Origin of the sequence: Collinsella aerofaciens (assembly GCF_020181355.1) — a bacterium.
Taxonomy (GTDB): Bacteria; Actinomycetota; Coriobacteriia; order Coriobacteriales; family Coriobacteriaceae; genus Collinsella.
Window position 1 is genome coordinate 578,808 of record NZ_CP084004.1, and the last position, 21,193, is coordinate 600,000.

The 21,193-nt window shown below is 60.6% G+C and carries 17 protein-coding genes and 2 rRNA genes; 1 reads left to right on the plus strand and 18 read right to left on the minus strand.

All coding sequences use genetic code 11. The features are described from left to right. Window positions 1-3: 3 nt before the first annotated feature. The 6 genes from LCQ44_RS02545 to LCQ44_RS02570 all read right to left on the minus strand — a co-directional run bounded on the left by LCQ44_RS02545 (window position 4) and on the right by LCQ44_RS02570 (window position 8,925). Window positions 4-2,978, minus strand: a 23S ribosomal RNA gene (locus LCQ44_RS02545). A 401-nt stretch (window positions 2,979-3,379) separates the two neighbouring features. Beyond that, window positions 3,380-4,885, minus strand: a 16S ribosomal RNA gene (locus LCQ44_RS02550). Together the 16S and 23S rRNA genes form the textbook arrangement of a ribosomal RNA operon. A gap of 406 nt (window positions 4,886-5,291) precedes the next feature. Then, window positions 5,292-6,692 (minus strand): phosphoglucomutase/phosphomannomutase family protein, encoded by a 1,401-nt coding sequence (locus LCQ44_RS02555; RefSeq protein WP_161145479.1) that lies wholly within the window; start codon window positions 6,690-6,692, stop codon window positions 5,292-5,294. A gap of 262 nt (window positions 6,693-6,954) precedes the next feature. Further along, window positions 6,955-7,413, minus strand: a complete 459-nt coding sequence (gene tnpA / locus LCQ44_RS02560; protein WP_055287554.1) for an IS200/IS605 family transposase — start codon at window positions 7,411-7,413, stop codon at window positions 6,955-6,957. A gap of 185 nt (window positions 7,414-7,598) precedes the next feature. Beyond that, window positions 7,599-8,492: a homocysteine S-methyltransferase family protein gene (locus LCQ44_RS02565; RefSeq protein ID WP_117821432.1), complete on the minus strand. Its 894-nt coding sequence runs from the start codon at window positions 8,490-8,492 to the stop codon at window positions 7,599-7,601. 10 nt (window positions 8,493-8,502) lie between these two features. Beyond that, window positions 8,503-8,925: a metal-dependent transcriptional regulator gene (locus LCQ44_RS02570; protein WP_225093991.1), complete on the minus strand. Its 423-nt coding sequence runs from the start codon at window positions 8,923-8,925 to the stop codon at window positions 8,503-8,505. A 120-nt stretch (window positions 8,926-9,045) separates the two neighbouring features. Here LCQ44_RS02570 and pepT point away from each other — a divergent pair, with 120 nt between their 5' ends. Continuing rightward, complete coding sequence (gene pepT / locus LCQ44_RS02575; RefSeq protein WP_225093992.1) at window positions 9,046-10,293, plus strand: peptidase T; 1,248 nt, start codon at window positions 9,046-9,048, stop codon at window positions 10,291-10,293. A gap of 377 nt (window positions 10,294-10,670) precedes the next feature. Here pepT and LCQ44_RS02580 read toward each other — a convergent pair whose 3' ends face one another. The 12 genes from LCQ44_RS02580 to upp all read right to left on the minus strand — a co-directional run bounded on the left by LCQ44_RS02580 (window position 10,671) and on the right by upp (window position 21,103). Next, entirely contained in the window at window positions 10,671-11,906 is a 1,236-nt protein-coding gene (locus LCQ44_RS02580) for an LCP family protein (protein WP_138375263.1), read from the minus strand. Window positions 11,907-11,918: 12 nt separating this feature from the next. Then, entirely contained in the window at window positions 11,919-13,202 is a 1,284-nt protein-coding gene (gene murA / locus LCQ44_RS02585; protein WP_138375264.1) for a UDP-N-acetylglucosamine 1-carboxyvinyltransferase, read from the minus strand. A gap of 88 nt (window positions 13,203-13,290) precedes the next feature. Further along, window positions 13,291-13,683 (minus strand): ATP synthase F1 subunit epsilon, encoded by a 393-nt coding sequence (gene atpC / locus LCQ44_RS02590; protein WP_006235718.1) that lies wholly within the window; start codon window positions 13,681-13,683, stop codon window positions 13,291-13,293. 3 nt (window positions 13,684-13,686) lie between these two features. Continuing rightward, window positions 13,687-15,141, minus strand: a complete 1,455-nt coding sequence (gene atpD / locus LCQ44_RS02595; RefSeq protein WP_006235717.1) for a F0F1 ATP synthase subunit beta — start codon at window positions 15,139-15,141, stop codon at window positions 13,687-13,689. Then, window positions 15,141-16,049, minus strand: coding sequence for an ATP synthase F1 subunit gamma (atpG, locus tag LCQ44_RS02600; protein ID WP_006235716.1), 909 nt, complete (start codon window positions 16,047-16,049; stop codon window positions 15,141-15,143). Before atpG ends, atpD begins: the two co-directional genes overlap by 1 nt. Before the next feature lie 5 nt (window positions 16,050-16,054). Further along, window positions 16,055-17,653, minus strand: a complete 1,599-nt coding sequence (gene atpA / locus LCQ44_RS02605; RefSeq protein ID WP_006235714.1) for a F0F1 ATP synthase subunit alpha — start codon at window positions 17,651-17,653, stop codon at window positions 16,055-16,057. Further along, window positions 17,653-18,129, minus strand: a complete 477-nt coding sequence (locus LCQ44_RS02610) for a F0F1 ATP synthase subunit delta (protein WP_006235713.1) — start codon at window positions 18,127-18,129, stop codon at window positions 17,653-17,655. Before LCQ44_RS02610 ends, atpA begins: the two co-directional genes overlap by 1 nt. Continuing rightward, window positions 18,119-18,721 carry a F0F1 ATP synthase subunit B gene (gene atpF, locus LCQ44_RS02615; RefSeq protein WP_006235712.1) on the minus strand — a complete coding sequence of 201 codons (603 nt, stop codon included), beginning with the start codon at window positions 18,719-18,721 and terminating at the stop codon, window positions 18,119-18,121. The genes LCQ44_RS02610 and atpF overlap by 11 nt, the downstream gene beginning before the upstream one ends. Window positions 18,722-18,736: 15 nt before the next feature. Beyond that, window positions 18,737-18,931 (minus strand): ATP synthase subunit c family protein, encoded by a 195-nt coding sequence (locus tag LCQ44_RS02620; protein WP_022094262.1) that lies wholly within the window; start codon window positions 18,929-18,931, stop codon window positions 18,737-18,739. 124 nt (window positions 18,932-19,055) lie between these two features. Continuing rightward, window positions 19,056-19,859: a F0F1 ATP synthase subunit A gene (gene atpB / locus LCQ44_RS02625; protein WP_022094263.1), complete on the minus strand. Its 804-nt coding sequence runs from the start codon at window positions 19,857-19,859 to the stop codon at window positions 19,056-19,058. 3 nt (window positions 19,860-19,862) lie between these two features. Next, on the minus strand, window positions 19,863-20,174 hold the full coding sequence (locus LCQ44_RS02630; RefSeq protein WP_225093993.1) for a hypothetical protein: 312 nt from the start codon (window positions 20,172-20,174) through the stop codon (window positions 19,863-19,865). Between the two features lie 281 nt (window positions 20,175-20,455). After that, window positions 20,456-21,103: a uracil phosphoribosyltransferase gene (gene upp, locus LCQ44_RS02635; RefSeq protein ID WP_117746943.1), complete on the minus strand. Its 648-nt coding sequence runs from the start codon at window positions 21,101-21,103 to the stop codon at window positions 20,456-20,458. Window positions 21,104-21,193: the final 90 nt, after the last annotated feature.

Here is a 21,193-nt window from a genome sequence, read left to right on the forward strand (position 1 = left end):
CGGTTCCGGAAGAGCTCGGGCGATTAGTGCGGCTCGGCTGAGGACGTCGCCGCCCTTGCACCTGCCGTCTATCGACCAGGTAGTCTACCTGGGCCCTTACCGGAAGGAGAACTAATCCCTGGAACGGCTTCCCGCTTAGATGCCTTCAGCGGTTATCCGCGCCGCACGCGGCTACCCGGCCGTGCCGTTGGTCGACAACCGGTTCACCGGAGGTGCGTCCACCCCGGTCCTCTCGTACTGGGGGCAGCCTCCATCGATTCTCCTGCGCCCACGGAGGATAGGGACCGAACTGTCTCACGACGTTCTGAACCCAGCTCGCGTACCGCTTTAAACGGCGAACAGCCGTACCCTTGGGACCTGCTCCAGCCCCAGGATGCGATGAGCCGACATCGAGGTGCCAAACCTTGCCGTCGATGTGGACTCTTGGGCAAGATCAGCCTGTTATCCCCGGAGTACCTTTTATCCGTTGAGCGACGGCCCACCCACTCGGGGCCGCCGGATCACTAGAGCCTGCTTTCGCACCTGCTCGGCTTGTGGGCCTCGCAGTCAAGCCCGCTTGTACTCTTGCATTCAAAAGGACGGTTGCCGACCGTCCCGAGCGGACCTTCGCGCGCCTCCGTTACCCTTTAGGAGGCGACCGCCCCAGTCAAACTGCCCGCCTGGCACGGTCCCCGAGCCGGTTGACGGCCTCGGGTTAGGACGCCGGTCGCGCGAGGGCAGTATTCCAAGGGCGGCTCCCCGGGGGCTGGCGCCTCCGGATCTGTGCCTCCTGCCTATCCTCTACACGCGGGACCAGCGGCCAATGCCAAGCTGCAGTGAAGGTTCACGGGGTCTTTCCGTCCTTCCGCGGGTAAGTCGCATCTTCACGACCAGTGCAATTTCACCGGGTCCATGGTCGAGACAGCGCCCAAGTCGTTGCGCCTTTCGTGCAGGTCGGAACTTACCCGACAAGGAATTTCGCTACCTTAGGACCGTTATAGTTACGGCCGCCGTTTACCGGGGCTTGGCTTCGGGGCTTCGCCGAATCGGCTAACTCCTCCGCGTGACCTTCCGGCACCGGGCAGGCGTCAGACCCTATACGTCGCCTTGCGGCTTCTGCAGAGTCCTGTGTTTTTGGTAAACAGTCGCTTGGGCCTCTCCACTGCGGCCCGCCTCCGCTCCCGGAGCAAGTCCGTTCACGTACGCGCGGGCACCCCTTCTCCCGAAGTTACGGGGCCATTGTGCCGAGTTCCTTGACCATGGTTGACCCGATCGCCTCGGTATGTTCTACCCACCCACCTGTGTCGGTTTGCGGTACGGGCGCGCACGCGCCTGCCTAGGGGTTTTTCTAGGGACCTCGGGCTCACTCGCTTCGCTCAGTCGCTTCGTCCGGAGCCTCGCCCTTCTGCGGACCGGATTTCCCTGGTCCGCGGGCCGCGCTCCATCACGGGGACGTCCAGAACCCCGCCGAGCCACCCCCATCCGTCGCCCCGTCGGTCGTAGCGCCGCGTGCGCGGTGCAGGAATGTCTGCCTGCTGCGCGTCGGCTACGCCTACCGGCCTCGCCTTAGCCCCCGACTGACCCTGGGAGGATTAGCCTTGCCCAGGAAACCTCGGGTTCACGGCGGACGAGTTACTCTCTCGTCTCTCGCTACTCATGCCAGCATTCTCACTCCCATGCGCTCCACCGTCGGTCGCCCTCCGGCTTCTCCGCCCATGGGAAGCTCCCCTACCGATTCTAATGAATTAAAATCCCGCCGCTTCGGTGTCCAGCTTAGCCCCGTGTATTGTCGGCGCATGTCCACTCGACCAGTGAGCTGTTACGCACTCTTTGAATGGATGGCTGCTTCTAAGCCAACATCCTGGTTGTCTGGGCGGACGCACATCCTTTGCCACTCGGCTGGAACTTGGGGACCTTAGCGGGCGGTCCGGGCTGTTTCCCTCTCGAGCACACAGCTTAGCCCACATGCTCTGACTGCCGCGCTCTGGGCCGCCGGCATTCGGAGTTCGGTTGGATTCGGTAGGCGGCGAAGCCCCCTCGTCCATCCGGTGCTCTACCTCCGGCGGTGAACGCGCGACGCTAGCCCTAAAGCTATTTCGGGGAGAACGAGATATCTCCGGGTTTGATTGGCCTTTCACCCCTATCCGCAGGTCATCGCCGCCGTTTTCAACCGACGTGCGTTCGGCCCTCCACGGGGTCTTACCCCCGCTTCAGCCTGCCCACGGATAGCTCACCCGGCTTCGCGTCCGCGGCGCGGGACTCAAGTCGCCCTGTTAAGGCTCGCTTTCGCTTCGGCTCCCTTTCGGTTAACCTCGCCCCGCGCCAGCGACTCGCTGGCTCATTCTACAAAAGGCACGCCGTCACACCATAAAGGTGCTCCGACTGCTCGTGGGCGCACGGTTTCAGGTACTGTTTCACTCCCCTCCCGGGGTGCTTTTCACCTTTCCCTCACGGTACTGGTGCGCTATCGGTCACAGGGTAGTACTCAGGCTTGGATGGTGGTCCACCCAGGTTCGGACCGGGTTTCACGTGCCCGGCCCTACTCAGGGACCGCGTCGCGCCGTCCGGTCTGGGTTCGCGTACGGGGCTGTCACCCGCTGCGGCCGGCCCTCCCATGCCGTTCCGCTCCCCAGCCGGACCTGCGCCCGGGGGCGGCAGCCCCCGGATGCGCGGCCCTGCAACCCCGTCGGCGGAACCCCTGCCGGGTATGCCCGCTCGACGGTTTGGCCATCGGTCCCCTTTCGCTCGCCGCTACTCGGGGAGTCTCGAGATTGATTTCCTCTCCTCCGGGTACTTAGATGTTTCAGTTCCCCGGGTTGTCCTCCCCGCCCCTATGTGTTCGGGGTGGGGATATGCACACTGCTGTGCATGGGTTCGCCCATTCGGAGACCCCCGGGTCGAAGGATGTGTGCTCCTCGCCGGGGATTATCGCAGCTTGCCGCGTCCTTCATCGGCTCCCTGTGCCAAGGCATCCGCCGTGCGCCCGTGGTATCTTGCGGGACCGCATCGGGCCCGCGGGATATCCACGTGTCGCTAATTAAGTTAATTAATCGATATCATGAATAGCGCTCGTATGTCGCAATTCGGGTATCTCATACCGCGGCACAGTAGTTGACTGTGCTCGCGATCAGATGCTCCTCACTCATATATAAGTGAATTCTTCTTGTTTGGATCGGATGAATGATTGCTATCATTCTGTCTTTAAATCGCAGAAAAGAATCGAGTCTGGAAGAGGATACTCTTCCATCTCTCTCCTATCGCTATGCGGCTCTCAAGGTACGCGGGTGCGACCCCGGGGACCGGGTGCTGCGGGGACGTATCCGTGGCGGACATCTACCGGACGGGCTCCTGCCCTCTATTCGAGTTAAAGTTTGTCTCTCTAGAAGATTTATCTCCCTAGAAAGGAGGTGATCCAGCCGCACCTTCCGGTACGGCTACCTTGTTACGACTTCACCCCCCTCACCCTCCACACCTTCGGCGCCTCCCCCCTTGCGGTTGGGCCGGCGACTTCGGGTGCAGACGACTCGGGTGGTGTGACGGGCGGTGTGTACAAGGCCCGGGAACGCATTCACCGCGGCATGCTGATCCGCGATTACTAGCAACTCCGACTTCATGGGGGCGGGTTGCAGCCCCCAATCCGAACTGGGGCCGGCTTTCCGGGATCCGCTCCCCCTCGCGGGGTGGCATCCCTCTGTACCGGCCATTGTAGCACGTGTGCAGCCCAGGGCATAAGGGGCATGATGACTTGACGTCGTCCCCGCCCTCCTCCGCCTTGACGGCGGCGGTCCCGCGTGGGTTCCCGGCATCACCCGATGGCAACACGCGGCGGGGGTTGCGCTCGTTGCGGGACTTAACCCAACATCTCACGACACGAGCTGACGACAGCCATGCACCACCTGTATGGGCTCCTCTCGGCCACGGGGTCTCCCCCGCTTCACCCATATGTCAAGCCCTGGTAAGGTTCTTCGCGTTGCTTCGAATTAAGCCACATGCTCCGCTGCTTGTGCGGGCCCCCGTCAATTCCTTTGAGTTTTAGCCTTGCGGCCGTACTCCCCAGGCGGGACGCTTAATGCGTTGGCTGCGGCACGGGGGGATCGTCCCCCCACACCTAGCGTCCATCGTTTACGGCTGGGACTACCAGGGTATCTAATCCTGTTCGCTCCCCCAGCTTTCGCGCCTCAGCGTCGGTCTCGGCCCAGAGGGCCGCCTTCGCCACCGGTGTTCCACCCGATATCTGCGCATTCCACCGCTACACCGGGTGTTCCACCCTCCCCTACCGGACCCAAGCCGCGGAGGTTCCGGGGGCTTCGGGGGGTTGAGCCCCCCGCTTCGACCCCCGGCCTGCCGGGCCGCCTACGCGCGCTTTACGCCCAATGAATCCGGATAACGCTCGCCCCCTACGTATTACCGCGGCTGCTGGCACGTAGTTAGCCGGGGCTTCTTCTGCAGGTACAGTCTTGACTCTTCCCTGCTGAAAGCGGTTTACGACCCGAAGGCCTCCGTCCCGCACGCGGCGTCGCTGCGTCAGGGTTCCCCCCATTGCGCAAGATTCCCCACTGCTGCCTCCCGTAGGAGTCTGGGCCGTGTCTCAGTCCCAATCTGGCCGGTCGGTCTCTCAACCCGGCTACCCGTTGTCGGCACGGTGGGCCGTCACCCCGCCGTCTACCTGATGGGCCGCGGAGCCATCCCCTCCCGTCGGGGCTTTAGCCGGGGTGCCATGCGGCACCCCGGGGTATCCGGTATTACCCGTCCTTTCGGGCGGCTATCCCGGGGGAGGGGGCAGGTTCTCCACGTGTTACTCAGCCGTTCGCCACTCGCTTCCCTCCGGAGAGGGGTGCCGTTCGACTTGCATGTGTTAGGCGCGCCGCCAGCGTTCATCCTGAGCCAGGATCGAACTCTCCGTCCAAAATAAATGGGCTTCGAGCCCGTCCGGTCCTCACAACTATTAGCTGATCGGTTCCGTTCGATTCATATGGTTCTAGTATAGGAAAAGGAATTTCTCGGGGCCGCCTCTCGGCGGCCTTGCGAAAAACAAATCCAAGTTAGACCATTTCAAATGGTTCGATGTCTGCCCGGATGCGACACTGAAGTGAGTGTCCATCCTCGCAGTATCCGGTTCTCAAGGTGCACGCCTGCGCTGGTTCCCGGTTGCACCGGGCCGCGCGGCAAGGAGATATATTGCCAGACCGGAGGGGCCCCGCGGGCGGGAATCTGGGCGTACACATTTCCTACACATCTTCTGATCCGACTAACGTTTGCCAGCCGTTAACTACCGCTCGCCGAGCATCTCTTTATATAAGGCAGCCTCATGGTTAAAGCGGATACGTTCCCCTAGCTAAAGCACAGCCAGCATCGAGCAACTCGTCACGTTCTTCCACCGAGAACCCCTCGGCGTAGACGCGCACCACTGGTTCGGTCCCGCTAGGACGGACCAGCAGCCACGTGTCATCCTCGAATGACAGACGCAAGCCGTCCATATGACTAACGTTTTGCGGCACCTTGCCACAAATCGACTTGGGGTTTACGCCCGGCAGCAGGGTTCGTAACGTTTCGGCATCTTCGGCCTCAAGGCGCAAATCGCGTCGACCGTAACTCGTCTTACCAAAACTGTCCTCGAGTTGGTCGACCAGAACGCCCAAAGGCGCGTCCGTCTTTGCCATAAGCTCACACAGAATCAGACAGGCGAGGATTCCATCGCGCTCGGGCATATGCGCGGCGATGCCGATACCACCGGCTTCTTCGCCGCCCATGAGGACGCCGCCCTTCTTCATCTCCGCCGCTATATATTTGAAACCGACTGGTTTGACGGTCACGCGGCAGCCAAGCGCCTCGGCAATGCGACGCACGAGCGTCGAGCATGAAAGATTGACGACGACGCGCCCCTCCAAATTACGAAATTGAACCAAGTCGCCCAAAACGAGCGCCATGATCTGATGCGGATGTATATATCTGCCGCGCTCGTCAACCGCGCCGATACGGTCGGCGTCGCCGTCGGTCACCAGGCCAGCGCAAGCTCCGTCCTCGATAACCGTGCGCTCGCAAGCGTCCACCCACGGTTCAACGGGGTCGGGGCAGATATCTTCTTGGTCAGACGCCTGCCCGGCGTGAATCTCGTGCACCTCAACGCCAAGCTCGCGCAGCAAGTCGGCTAGATAGCCCTGGGCTGCGCCGCCCATGGGATCGACAACCACGCGCAAGTGCGCGGCGCGGATGGCTTCGGCATCGACAAACGATGCCACCGCCTGCATATAGTCAGGAATGATATCCGCGGTGCGATATTGCCCCTCGATCCCCATTGGCTCGGGAGCCATAGTCTCTTCGAGCTCTTCGATGACATCCTGGTTGGCGGTCGAGCCGTCACCCATGCGAATCTTGAGGCACAGATAGCCCTGCGGATGATGGGACCCCGTCACCATGAGCGCGCCGCACGCTTCACCGTCATAAGCCGCCGCCCACGTAAGGGCAGGGGTCGGGACAGGTCGCGAAGCGAGCACGGCGTCTAGCCCGTGCGCTGCTAGCACGCCCGCCGCAAGCTCAGCGAACTCGCGCGCCAGGGGCCGGGTGTCGAACCCTATATATACCGTTTTGCCCGGATTGGTCTTTTGCCATAACTCGCCGACGGCATCGGCGATACGGGCAACGTTATCGGCAGTGAAGTCCTCATCGACGCGAGCGCGCCAACCGTCAGTTCCAAAATGAATTATCGCGCACACGCGCAGACACCTCACAGTGTTTGGATCATGGTACGCATGGGGTATACCCGCAACATGCACTCGGCAACCTGCCGGCACCAGCATTCACCATTTGGGCAAATGCTGCCGAGGACATGCAAGCAATCAGAACCACCCTTAAAAAGGGTGGTTTGCTCTTAGGGTATAACCCACGGGCCCCGGGCTCGCGTCTAAAGGCGCGGGCCCGGACTTCGTCCAGGCCTAGTGCATCTTGACCCGTGGCGCGCCGGTCGAACCGGCAGCATCACCCCCTCTTGAAGGGGTCCTCGTACTCCTTCACGCTCAGCTTGTCCAGCGCGATGTCGTGGGACTCCTGCTCCCTGATGTACTTGGCGATCGTCGCCTCGTTCAGGCCGACGGTGGACACGTAGTAGCCCTCCGCCCAGAACTTCCTGTTGCCGAACTTGTACTTGAGGTTGGCGTGCCTGTCGAATATCATCAGCGAGCTCTTCCCCTTCAGGTAGCCCATGACGCTCGCGACGCTGTACTTCGGCGGGATCGCCAGCAGCACGTGCACGTGGTCGGGCATCAGGTGCCCCTCGATTATCTCGATCCCCTTGTACTCGCACAGCTTCCTGAGGATCTCCCCTATGTCGCTCCTGATTTGGTTGTAGATCACTTTGCGCCTATACTTCGGCGTGAACACGATGTGGTACTTGCACATCCACTTCGTGTGGGAAAGGCTGTAGGCCTTCTGGGCCATGGCGACCACCCCTTCGACTCGAATTCTTGACGGCCTGAACAATCGTCAATATCGGTCGGAGGGGTGGCTTTGTAAAGCCGTTTGTCTCCACCCGCGTAGCGGGTGGTTTAAAGCTGGCCGCTGCGCGGCCAGCGGACTAAAGTCTTGAAATAAAAAAACCGCCCCGTATGGAGCGGTTTTGCCCTTTATATATCGAGCGCCTCGGCCATCGCGGCCGTAGTGATTGCCGTGGTTCCACAGCAACTGCCCACCATTGCGGCACCGGCATGTCTCCACTCGATGCATGCGCGCGCGAAAGCTTCGGGGTTCTCGTGCCATACGGGGCCATCCTGAGTCTGGACCGGATCGCCTACGTTGGGACGCACCGTGACGGGAGTAGTCGCCGATGCAACCATCCTGGGCACCGCCGCGTTCGCGGCCGCAAGCGAACAGCAATTAACACCAACCGAGTTTGCGCCGTGTTTTTCGGCGTACAAAACGGCCGCCTCGATGTTGAGGCCATCGCCCAACAGGTCGCCTTTATCGTCAACGACAAAACTCACCAGAACAGGCATGCCGTCGGCGGCATCTCGGGCGCCGGCAAGCATGGGCTGCAAATTACGGATAGACGTCACCGTCTCGATCAGCAGACCGTCAACGCCGGCATTGAGCAAGGCGTGCGCCTGTTCGCGCGCAATGCCTCGGATTTCACGATACTCGGCAGAGTCCTCGGCAAACCACTCAATACCGATCGGGCCCATCGAGCCTAGCAGCAGCTGAGGGTGCGCCTGGCGGGCATCGTCGACGGCCCCGCGATTGACCTCCGCCACGGACGGCGCAATCTGGTCGTGCTTGAGGGCATAGCTCGATGCCTGAAAGGTGTTGGTAATGAGCACCTGCGCGCCGGCAGCGACATACAAGCGATGGATACGAGAAACGGTCTGCGGCTCTGCCAGATTCCAAAACGCCGGTGGAATGTCGGCGGCATCGTACTCACTCAACAGAACACTGCCCATGGGGCCCTGCGCCAACAAGGTCTCGCTCGACAAGCGGCGCGCAAGTTCCTCGGCACCAAAGCGGTTGTAATAACTCGTATCCATATATATCCCGCTATTCCTCGACGCTGATTCCCTGCTTTTCGAGATAGGCGAGCCAGCGGTTCATCGTGTCCTCGGAAAGCGCATGCTCCATCATGCAGGCCTCGGAATCGGCTCGCTCAAATTCGACACCGAGCTCCTGAACCAAAAACGTGCGGATGAGGCGATGACGGTACCAGATAGTCGTACCAACCTCGCGGCCGCGATCGGTCAGGACTACCTTGCCGTAGTGCGATTGCTCGACAAGTTCGGATGCCTTGAGCGCCGAAACCGCTTTATTGACCGATGCCTTGGAGACGCCAAGGCGCTGCGCGATGTCGACCGATCGAACGCCGTTGGTTTCCCCCTCTTCGCTTTCAATGCGAACCATGCACTCCAAGTAGTCTTCGTTCGCCACCGTCAGATGTAGTTCGCGCGAGCTATTTGTCGTATCCATGATCTTCCGTCCCTTCTGCATTCAATGGCTGATTCTACCCCATCCAAGCGTCGCGGTATGCCGTGGCATACCGTGCTAGAGTTCTTGTTGCACACGACGACCAAGATTGGAGCGGTCTTTATGGAAAACACCACCACGAACCCCGATGTCCTCGAGCGCTTTTTGCGCTACGTCCAGATCAACACGCAGTCCGAGGATGCAAACTGCGACCAGGTACCCTCGAGCGCCGTTCAGTTTGACCTTGCCAACGTGCTGGCTGAAGAGCTGCGCGAGCTTGGTGCGGAAGATGCCCACGTGACCGAGCACGCCTATGTCTGCGCGCATATCCCCGCAAGTGCGGGCGCTGAGGATAAGCCCGCCCTGGGCCTGATCGCCCATCTCGACACCACCGAAGTTGCACCGGGCGCCGGCGTGAAGCCGCACATCGTACACCACGAAGGCGGCGACCTGGTCTGCGGCACGGTTGACGGTAAGCCCGTTGCCATGAGCACCGCCAAGCTTCCCGCCCTGAATGACCTCGCGGGTGAGGACCTGGTCTGCAGCGATGGCACCACGCTGCTGGGCGCGGACGACAAGGCAGGCGTCGCCGAGATCATGTCGCTTGTCGCGCGTATCGCTCAGGACCCTTCTCTGCCCCATCCTGCACTCGGCATTTGCTTCTGCCCTGACGAGGAAATCGGCCACGGAGCCGAGCTGTTGGATATCGATACCTTTGGCTGCAAGTACGCCTACACGGTCGACGGCGGCCCCATCGGCGAGCTGGAGTGGGAGTGCTTTAACGCCGCCGAGGCGACCGTCCGCTTTGAGGGCCAGTCCATCCACCCGGGCGACGCTAAGGGCCGTATGGTCAACGCAGGCAATCTGTTCTGCGACTTCAACGCGTTGCTCCCCTACGTGCAGCGCCCGGAGTATACGGAAGGCTACGAGGGCTTTTATCACCTTGAGGGTGTATCTGCGACCGTCGATCACGCCACAGCGCGCTATATCATCCGCGACCATGACGCCGCCAAGTTCCAGCAGAAACTCGACCTTATTGATTCCGCCGCCTCGATGCTCAACCAGCGTCTGGGTGAGGAGCGCGTGACAGTCGAGATTAAGCAGCAGTATCGAAATATGGCCGAGATCGTTCGTGACTATCCCGAGCTTATTGATGTTGCCAAGGAAGCCTACCTTGCCTGCGGCGTTGAGCCCCAAGTGCTGCCGATTCGCGGCGGCACCGACGGCGCCCAGCTGTCGTTCCGCGGTCTGCCCTGCCCCAACCTTTCCACCGGCGGCTATTGCTACCACGGCGTCAACGAGTTCGTCCCGGTCAGTTCGCTCGTCAAGATGACCGACGTCCTGCAGGAGCTCGTCGCCCGCTTTGCATAAGCCTGGCTGCATAAGCCCAAAAGACGAATCGCCCCGTCCTCAACCGAGAACGGGGCGATTTTTTTGCTGCAACGAGAACAGGTTGACGCACGCCAGCCTCTTAACGCAAGGAGTGTCCCAAACTGCCGGCACATAAGAAACGTCCCCAAGTGCCAAGTGCATCAAGAGTGTCCCCTTTGACCAGTCGTTTAAGAACGTCCCCAATGACTAACGTCGCAGGTTGAGGACGGGCAGCGAGCGGGTCGCATTTGAGACAAGGTGACGTGAAACGAAAGGGCGCTGACCTTCTGGTCGCGCCCTTGAAGTTGAACGTCAGATTGTCCAAATGCGGCCCGCGCAGCGTCAAGCGGTTACGCGGTTTGGTAAAACCGCGTAACTTAGTAGTTGGCTTCGTAGCCGTTGCCGTCGCCGGTGGGCTCTTCGTAGTAGTCCGAATCGCTCGAATCGCTTGAGTCATCGGAATCGTCAGAGCTGACCGATGAGGTTGCGGTACCGTTTGCGTAGTCGTCAGACGTGTTGTTGTTCAGGTCGCCGATCGTAGAGCTGGAACCGTCGGAAAGACCCATGGTGTTGGGACCCTTGGGATCCTTGCCGGCATCGACACGCTCCATCATTTCCTTGAGCTCGTCCTCGTAGACAAAGACGTAGCTCACACCGTCGATCATGGTGCTGTCGTCGGCATACGAGGGCAGGTTGGCCGAGTAGATGCCGTCGACATCCATACCGCGCATGGCATTGACCGTAGCCACGATATCCTGAACGCTCATATCGGTCACGAGCATATCGGACAGCGAATTAACCAGGCCAAAGATCTTCGTGGCATCGAAGTTATTGAGAATCTGGTTGGCAAGGGCGCCAAGCACCTGACGCTGGTGGCGCATGCGCGTGTAGTCGCCGTCGGCATAGATGTAGCGGCAGCGGGCATAGGTAAGGGCGGTGGCGCCGTCCATATGCTGCTGACCAGCGGTAATCTTAATATCCAGGTGCTCGGGGTCGTCAACATCATCGGTTGCGTTAATGTCGATACCGCCAACCGAATCAATCAGCGCCTGCATACCGTCGAAGCTGACCTCGGCATAGTGGGAAATCTGAACACCGCACAGCTCGTTGACCGCCTCGACCATGGCCTCGGCGCCGCCAACGGTATGGCAGGCGTTGATCTTCATGGTCTCGCCCTTGTACTCGACCTTGGTGTCGCGCGGAACGGAAATGAGCGTCGCCTGCTTTTGCGTGGGGTCGATGCGTGCCAGGATAATCGAGTCGGCACGATACGTATCCTCGCCCGGACGGCCGTCGGTGCCAAGAAGCAGCACGTAGAACGGATCCTTTGCCTCATCGGTGTCAACCAGAACCCGACGCAGATTGTCGGTAATGACATTAGAATCGCCGAGCTTGCCCATAATGGTGGCAAACCACAGGCCGGCAGCGGTAGTGGCACTCAGCAGCACGCCAAGCACGACAATGAGCGCGACGTGACGAATCGTGTGGCTACGACGACGTTGGCGAGCGCGCTCGGAATAGCGAGCCACGTTATCGCGACTGTAGATCTTGGCCTGCGCACCAGTTGAGGGTCTTCGGGTGGCGGTATCCGCGAGGGGCTTTTTATTAAACATAGGCAACCTGTATTAGTAGATGACGGGATCGGGGACGGTAGCATGCTCGACATGCGCGCCGAGCGCCTGCAGCTTTTCGACAAACTGCTCGTAGCCGCGCTTGATGTGATGAATGGCCGAAACCTCGGTCGTCCCGTCGGCGATCAAGCCCGCTACGACGAGGGCCGCTCCGCCACGCAGATCGGGCGAGGTAACCTGTGCACCCGAGAAGCCCTTGACGCCATGAATCATGGCGTGATGGCTCTCGATACGAATGTCGGCACCCATGCGCACCAGCTCAGAGGCAAACATAAAGCGATTCTCGAAGATGTTTTCGGTAATAACGGAACTGCCATCGGCAAGGGCGGAGAGTACCATAATCTGCGCCTGCATGTCGGTCGGGAAACCGGGGAACGGAAGCGTCTGGATATCGACCGGCTTGATACGCTCGGCACGGTTCACATGGACGCCGTCGTCGGTACGCTCGCAGTCGATACCCATGAGCTCCATCTTCTTGAGCACCATGCCCAAGTGAATGGGGCAAAAGCCCATGACATCGACACCGCGATCGTCGGCCATCAACGCACCGGCAACGATAAAGGTACCGGCCTCGATGCGGTCGCCCACTACGCGATGGGTAACAGGATGCAGTTCTTCCACGCCCTCGATGGTCACGACGGGCGTACCCGCGCCGACAATCTTGGCGCCCATCTCGTTGAGCATGTTGGCGAGATCGACGATCTCGGGCTCGCGGGCGGCATTGTCGATAACCGTGGTACCCTGCGCGCGCACGGATGCCATAATGAGGTTCTCGGTCGCACCGACGCTGGCGAACTCGAGCGTGACGGTGGTACCGCGCAGACCTTGGGGCGCATTAGCGTTGATGTAGCCGTGGGCGGTATCGAACTCTACGCCCAGGGCCTCGAGACCCAGAATGTGCATATCGATCTTGCGAGCACCCAGGTTGCAGCCGCCCGGCATGGCGATCTTGGCGCGATGGAAACGGCCCAGCAGGGGTCCCATCACGGCTGTAGAAGCACGCATCTTGGCAACGAGCTCGTAGGGGGCCTCCCAAGAATCGACCTGAGAGGTATCAATCTCGAGCGTATGCTCGTCGAGAACATCGATCGTAGCGCCCATGCCCTTGAGCACCTTGCCCATCACGTGGACATCGGAAATATCGGGCACGTTCTGCAGCGTCGTCTTGCCCGGCGCCAGAAGCGTTGCCGCCATGAGTTTGAGCGCGGAGTTCTTGGCACCCGAGACGGGCACGGAGCCTCCGATGGCGTGGCCACCCTCAACGCGGATAATATCCAAGGTCTACCCTTTCAAAAAGCATGCCCGGGGTGGCTGGGCCATCCCGGGCATGATGTGTTCGCAAATGGTCGAACGCTAAATCGTTTGACTATTGGGCAAGCTTGAGCTTACACCATGCGATTTCATTATAGAGGTAGGCGCGGCGTGCATCATCCTCCGACAAATTACCCAGCTTCTCTTCAAAACCTTGAATATCAGCTTTAAGCTTGTCGGCATCGACGGTCGCCAAATCGCAAGCGCGCTCGGCGAGAACGGTCACTACATCGTCCGCAACCTGGGCATAGCCGCCGGCCACGGCAAACGTGTGGTCGACAGTGCCCATGGCCTTATCGGAAACGCGAACGTAACCGCGGTCGATCGTGCAGATCTCGCTGGAGTGAGCAGGCAGAACGCCAAACTCGCCATCCGTGGACGGAATCGACACAAACGCAGCGTCGCCCTCATAGGCGCAGCTCACGGGGCACACGATGCGGATACGCATAACCTACTTCTCCCCCATCTTGCGGGCGCGTTCGCGCACGTCCTCAATCGTGGAAGCATAGCGGAAAGCCTGCTCGGGCAGGTCATCGGCCTTGCCGTCGACAATCTCGGCGAAAGAGCGGACGGTATCCTCGACGCGGACGTAGACACCGGGGTTGCCGGTGAACTTCTCGGCGACGTGGAAGGACTGCGAGAGGAACTGCTGAATCTTACGGGCACGGTTGACCGTAAGGCGCTGCTCCTCGGACAGCTCGTCCATACCCAGAATGGCGATGATGTCCTGAAGGTCGGAGTACTCCTGCAGGAGCTCCTGGACCTTGACGGCGACACGGTAGTGCTCCTCGCCGACGATCGAGGGATCGAGAGCGTCGGAGGAAGACGCAAGCGGGTCGATAGCCGGGAACAGGCCGAGCGACGAAATGCTACGCGAAAGAACCGTGGTGGCATCGAGGTGCGTAAACGTCGTGGCAGGCGCCGGGTCGGTCAGGTCGTCTGCGGGGACGTAGACAGCCTGGACGGAGGTAATGGAGCCCGTCTTGGTCGAGGTAATGCGCTCCTGGAGGTCGCCCATCTCGGTTGCCAGCGTGGGCTGGTAACCAACGGCGGACGGCATACGGCCCAGCAGTGCGGAAACCTCGGAACCTGCCTGGGAGAAGCGGAAGATGTTGTCGATGAACAGCAGAACGTCCTGGCCGCGATCGCGGAAGTACTCAGCGGTGGTAAGGCCGGCCAGACCGATGCGCAGACGCGCTCCGGGCGGCTCGTTCATCTGACCATAGACCAAGCAGGTCTTGTCGATAACGCCAGACTCGCTCATCTCGAGGAACAGGTCGGTGCCCTCGCGGGTACGCTCGCCGACGCCGGTGAACACCGAGGTGCCGCCGTGCTCCTGGGCGAGGTTGTTGATGAGCTCCTGGATCAGAACGGTCTTGCCGACGCCGGCGCCGCCGAACAGACCTGTCTTGCCGCCGCGGATGTAGGGCTCGAGCAGGTCGACGGCCTTGATGCCGGTCTCGAAGATCTCGGTCTTGGTGGTGAGCTCGTCGAAACGGGGCGCTGCATGGTGGATGGGGTAGAACTCCTCCACCTCGGGCATGGGCTTGCCGTCGACGGGCTTGCCCATGACGTTCCAAATGCGGCCGAGCGTCTTGGGACCAACGGGCATCTTCATGGGCTCACCGGTATCGGTGGCGATGAGGCCGCGCTGCAAGCCGTCGGTCGAGGACATGGCGACCGTGCGGACGACGCCGCCCGGAAGCTGGCTCTCGACCTCGAGGATCGTGCTCAGATGACCGATCGGGGTCTCGGCCTCGACCGTTAGCGCGTTGTAGATCGGGGGCACCGCGCCGTCAAACTTGACGTCGACGACAGGGCCGATGATTCGCACGATGCGACCATCACCGGCAGTCGTCTTCTTGGTGGCTTCCTCGACCGCAAGCTTTACGGTGTTATTAGCCATTACTGTTCCTCCAATGCTGAGGCTCCGCCGACGATCTCGTTAATCTCGGTCGTGATCGAAGCCTGGCGCACGCGACTATACGTGCGGGTAAGGGTCGAGATGATCGCGGTGGCGTTTTCCGTCGCGGAGTGCATGGCCTTGCGGCGTGCACCCTGCTCGGCAGCCGCCGAATCGATCAGGGCCTGGTAGATGACCGTCAGGATATAAGACGGCACAAGCTTGCCGAGAACATGCTCGGGAGAGGGCACGAACTCGAACGTGGACGAGATGCGCTTAGGGGCGTCGGTCTCGTTCTTACGCGGACCGTGGGCCATAGCGATCATCTCGGGGTCGAGCGGCAACAGATGCTCGACGCGAAGCTCCTGATCCACGCGGTTCTTGGCGTGGTGGTAGACAAGCTCGACACGGTCAAGCTCACCGGCACGATACGCATCGCAGATATGAGAGGAGATCATGCGGGCCTGATTGAAATCGGGCTCAGAGGAGTTGCCCTCAAAGTGCATGACAACGTTTGCGCGGTCACGGAAATACGTGGCCGGCTTACGCCCGCACGCGATGATCTCGCATTCGATGCCGTCGTTCGCCCAAGAAGCGGCGAGCTTTTCGGCCGTGCGCTCCACCGTCGTATTGAAACCGCCGGCAAGGCCGCGGTCCGAGGCAATAACGACAATCAGGCCATGCTTGACGCTCTCATGCTTCTGCAGCATGGGATCGGTGCCCGAACAGGAGGCGTCGCCGGCGACCGTCAACATGACGTCGGTCAGCGCCTCCTTATAAGGCTCGGCCTGCTTGGAGCGATCGAGGGCACGACGAATCTTGGCCGTAGAGACCATCTCCATCGTGCGCGTGATCTGCTTGGTCGTGGTAACCGAGGAGATTCGCTTCTTAATGTCGCGAAGGTTGGCCATGGGGCTTAGTTCTCCTCTGATCCAGAAACATCCGAATGGTGCTTGGCCATGAACTGCTGCTTGAAGTCGCCGATGACGCGCAAGAGCTCAGCCTTGGTGTCATCATCGATCTTCTTGGCGCGAACCTTGTCGAGCAGCGAACCAAAGCCATTGTCCATGTACTCGATGAGCTCGGCACGGAAAGGCAGCACGTCGGCGATCTCCAGGTCATCCAGGAAGCCCTCGTTGCCAGCGAACAGCGTAACGATCTGCTCGCCAACCTCAAACGGCTTGTAACGCGGCTGCTTCAGGAGCTCGGTCATGCGAGCACCGTGGGTCAGCTGCTTCTGAGTAGCCTCGTCGAGATCGGAGCCGAACTGCGTAAAGCCAGCGAGCTCCTGATAGGAAGCGAGGTCCAGACGGAGGTTGCCGGCGACCTGCTTCATGGCCTTGGTCTGCGCATCGCCACCGACGCGGGACACGGAGATACCCACGTCGACTGCCGGGCGCTGACCCTGGAAGAAGAGCTCGGACTGCAGGTAGATCTGACCATCGGTAATGGAAATGACGTTGGTCGGAATGTAGGCCGAGACGTCGCCGTCCTGGGTCTCGATGATCGGCAGTGCCGTCATGGAGCCGTAACCGTTCTTCTTGGACATCTTGACGGCACGCTCGAGCAGACGAGAGTGCAGGTAGAAGATGTCGCCAGGATAGGCCTCGCGTCCGGGCGGACGATGCAGCGTCAGCGACATCTGACGGTAGGCCACAGCCTGCTTGGACAGGTCATCGTAGATGACGAGCACGTGGCCGCCGGGGTTGGTCTCGCTGGCGGGCTTGCCGTCCTCGCCGTTGTACATAAAGAACTCGCCGATAGCGGCACCGGCCATAGGCGCGATGTACTGCATAGGGGCGGAATCGGCAGCGGTGGCCGAAACGATGATGGTGTAGTCGAGCGCACCGTGCTGAGCGAGGGTCTCGCGGATGTTGGCAACCGTGGAGGCCTTCTGGCCGATGGCGACATAGATGCAGACCATGCCCTTGCCGCGCTGGTTGAGGATAGCGTCGATGGCGATGGCGGTCTTACCGGTCTTACGGTCACCGATGATGAGCTCACGCTGACCGCGGCCAATAGGCACCATGGAGTCGATAGCGAGCAGACCGGTCTGAACCGGCTCGCACACCGGGGTACGATCGATGACGCCGGGAGCCTTGAACTCGATGGGGCGACGGTGCGTAGCGACGATGTCGCCCAGGCCGTCGATGGGCTGGCCGAGCGGATTGACGACGCGGCCGAGCATGGCACGGCTCACGGGGATATCCATAACGCGGCCAGTGGTGCGGCACTCGTCGCCTTCCTTGATGGAGTCGACGGCACCGAACAGAACGGCGCCGACCTCGTCACGGTCAAGGTTCTGGGCAAGGCCGAAGACGGTCTCACCGGTATCGGAGCTCTTGAACTCCAGAAGCTCGCCTGCCATGGCGCTCTTGAGGCCGGAGACGCGCGCGATGCCGTCGCCTACCTCGTCGACCGTTGAAACCTCATGCGTATCGACCGTCGCGGAGAGGCTCGTGAGCTGCTCCTGCAGTTTCTTGGCGATATCCTGGGCATTGAGGGTTTCGGACATTAGGCTTCACCTCCGTACGAATTAGCAGAGTTTGCGAGGGTCTCCTGCGCGATGCGCAGCTGCGTCTTGACGGAAATGTCACGACGCTCGCCGCGGGCCTCGAGCACCAGGCCGCCCACGATAGACGGGTCGACCTGCTCGATAAGGAATACCTTGCGGCCGAAGTCCTGCTCGCATTTCTTAGTGATGGTTTGACGCAGCTCGTCGTCGAGCGGGATCGCCGTGGTGACGGTCACGCCCACTACATCCTCGTCTTCCTCGGCAACATACTTAAAGGCAGCTGCCACCTTGGGAAGAAGGTCGAGCTGGTCGCGCTTGGACATGGTGTCGAGCACGGCGATGATCTCGGGGCTGGCAGAAGCCAAGCGCTCGATCATCTCGAGGTCCTCGAACACATGGTTCTCGGCCTTAGCGGCTTCCAGAAGGGAGCGCGCGTAGGTCTCGAGTACCTTGTCCTGATAGCGGCTAGTCGGCATTCAGGCTACCTGCTTCCTGGATGTAGCGCTCGATGAGCTTCTTCTGCTCGGCATCGTCCTCGAGTGCCTCGCCCACGATCTTGGTGGCGACGGCAACGGACAGGTCGGCGATGGAGCTCGCGGCACCGGCGTAGATGGACTTGCGCTCGTCCTCGACGGTCGTATGGGCCTTGGCGATGATCTCCTCAGCCTCCTTGTGAGCAGCCTCGATGATACGGGCGCGCTCGGACTCGGCGTCCTTACGGGCCTCGAGAACGATGTCGGCAGCCTGACGACGGGCGTCGGTGACGATCGAGTCGGACTCAGCGCGCTTGGCGATAGCCTCCTGCTTGGTCTTCTCGGCCTCGTCGAGGCTCTCCTCGATCTTCTTGCCGCGCTCCTCCATGGTTTTCATGATGCCCGGCAGGGCAACCTTGGCCAGCACGATCCAGATGATCAGGAAGGCAATAAGCGCCGGGATGAACTCCGCCATCTTAGGGATGAGGATGTCCGCACCGGCGGCGCCGTCCTCGGCGAACGCGGAAACCGGCATGAGCAGCGCGGCCGCGGACGCGGAGAGTGCGATCGCGCTCTTCTGGGATGAAAGATTCATACTTGACGCTCCGTGCTATTTAACGATCAGCGCGACAACGAAGCCGATCAGAGCCAGAGCCTCGCCGAAGGCGGAGCCCATGATGAAGACGGTGAACACGCGGCCCTGGACCTCAGGCTGACGGGCCATAGCACCCGTAGCACCCAGAGCAGACAGGCCGATAGCAAGACCAGCGCCGATAACACCGAGACCGTAACCGATAACTCCCACGATTCCTCCTTTGTCGTGCGTGTCTTATTTCACGCAGGATAACCTTTTTATAACTGCCGGGCTCCATGGGTACGGGCACCGGCGGTTTAACGAATTGCCTTACCTTTAAGGCGCGAACGGAAGACTACTCCTCCTCCGCGACCTCCTCTGCCTCGGAGACATACACGGCGGTAAGGACCGTGAAGACGTAAGCCTGGATGGCGCCGACCACAAGCTCGATCGCATAGATCAGGATGAGAATGGCAAGCCAGGCCAGCGAAGGCAGGGCGCCGACGGCGTGGGCCGCGGAAACTTGCTGAAGCAGCGGCTGCATGAACATGCTCGCCATGATGGCGAACGAGCCCATGACCACGTGTCCTGCGAACATGTTGCAGAACAGACGGACGGCGAGCGTGATGAGGCGCAGGAAGGTCGAGAAAAGCTCAACGACCCACACGAGCACGTTCATCGGGAAGCTCACGCCCTGCGGGGCGAGGCTCTTGATGTAGCCGATCACGCCGTGAGCCTTGCATCCGTAGTAGATGAAGTACACGAAGGCGAAGATGGCGAGCGCGGCAGTGGAGCCGATTGCGCCGGTGCCGGGCTTCATTCCCGGGATCAGGCCGATCATGTTGTTGATCAGGATGAACAGGAAAAGCGAGCACAGGAACGGGAAGTGCTTCTTCCAGTTCTCACCCACGACGCCCTTGCCGATGTCGTTCTCGACGTACTCGATGATGTACTCGAAACCGTTGACGAAGAAGCCCTTGGGAACCAAAGTCTGCTTCTTCTTGAACACGGCCAGGACGATCAGGAGCACGATCGTGGAGACGATCAGCCAAAACGAGTACTGCGTGATGCCGCAGCTCAGATCGCCCACGACAGGGGTGGAGCTGAACTCGCTGACCAGATGATTAATCTCATCAGGCAGCTTTTCAAAAATTTCCACGACTTACCTTTCGACCTCATGAGGATCTCGCAGCGCCTTGGCGACGCGAACCGCGCAGGCGGCCATAAAGGCCACGAAGCCGATCGCCTCGCCCAGGAGGAACATGCGAAATGCCTCTCCGAACAACACAAACACAACCAAGGTAAAGACGAGCAGGGCGACTGCCGAGACCGCGAGACTCACCATACCCTTGAGCATGTCCGCATTCTGTTTATCGTCAAGAACCGGCTTGAGCGTAAAGACAAAGGGAAGGAAGGCAATTGCGCCCGCGATGGCGCCTGCAACGATAGCGAGCAGATCGGCTATCTGAAACACTGGCGTCCTCACTTTCCTTTTTAACGCCTCACAGGACAGTTCCCGCCAAACATTGGTGACTATTGTACGAGCCAATCGCTAAAGTACAACCGAAAAAGCATCGGTTAATACGCACCTGTTCGTTTTCTTAAGACCTTCTTTATGCCGCAGGTACGCTAATACGTTTTTCTCGAACCCCTCAGCGCAAAACGTCCGTTAACAAGAGCGCGCGTGGACGTCTTTTGCTCGCCCGCGCGCACCATTTCTTCGTATTTTCGACGTTAGCCGGTATGGCCCAGAGATTACAGCGTGCCGTAGATGCGGTCGCCGGCGTCGCCCAGGCCGGGAACGATGTAGGCGGCCTCGTTGAGATGGTCGTCGATGGCGCACGTATAAATATGTACGTCGGGGTCCTTTTCGGTCAGTGACTTGAGGCCCTCAGGCGCGGCGACGATGCACAGCATGCGGATGTCCTTGACACCGCGCTCGCGCAGGTAGCTGATGGCCATCTCGGCCGAACCGCCCGTGGCGAGCATGGGGTCGACGACCAGGCAGATGCGCTGGTCGATATCCTTGGGCATCTTGCAGTAATACTCGTGCGGCTCGTGGGTGACCTCGTCGCGCTCCATGCCGATGTGGCCCACGCGAGCGGAGGGCACCAGGTCGAGGATGCCGTCGACCATGCCAAGGCCCGCACGCAGGATGGGCACGATGGCGAGTTTCTTGCCGGCGAGCTGTTTGAACGTGGCAGTAGTGATGGGGGTCTCGACTTCGACGTCTTCCATGGGCAGGTCGCGCATGGCCTCGTAGCCGTCAAAAAGTGCGAGTTCGCGCACGAGCTGGCGGAACTGGTTGGTGCCGGTGTTTTTGTCGCGCAGAATCGACAGCTTGTGCTGGACGAGCGGGTGATCGACAAGCGTCACACGGGACGTATCGTAGGTGACGGTCATGGGTTGATTGCCCCTTTCGTTGCGGCCGGAAGATGGCCTTGCTGACAAGGCGCATGGCGATGTTGTTGCCGCGCGCCGTGCATAAGTTTA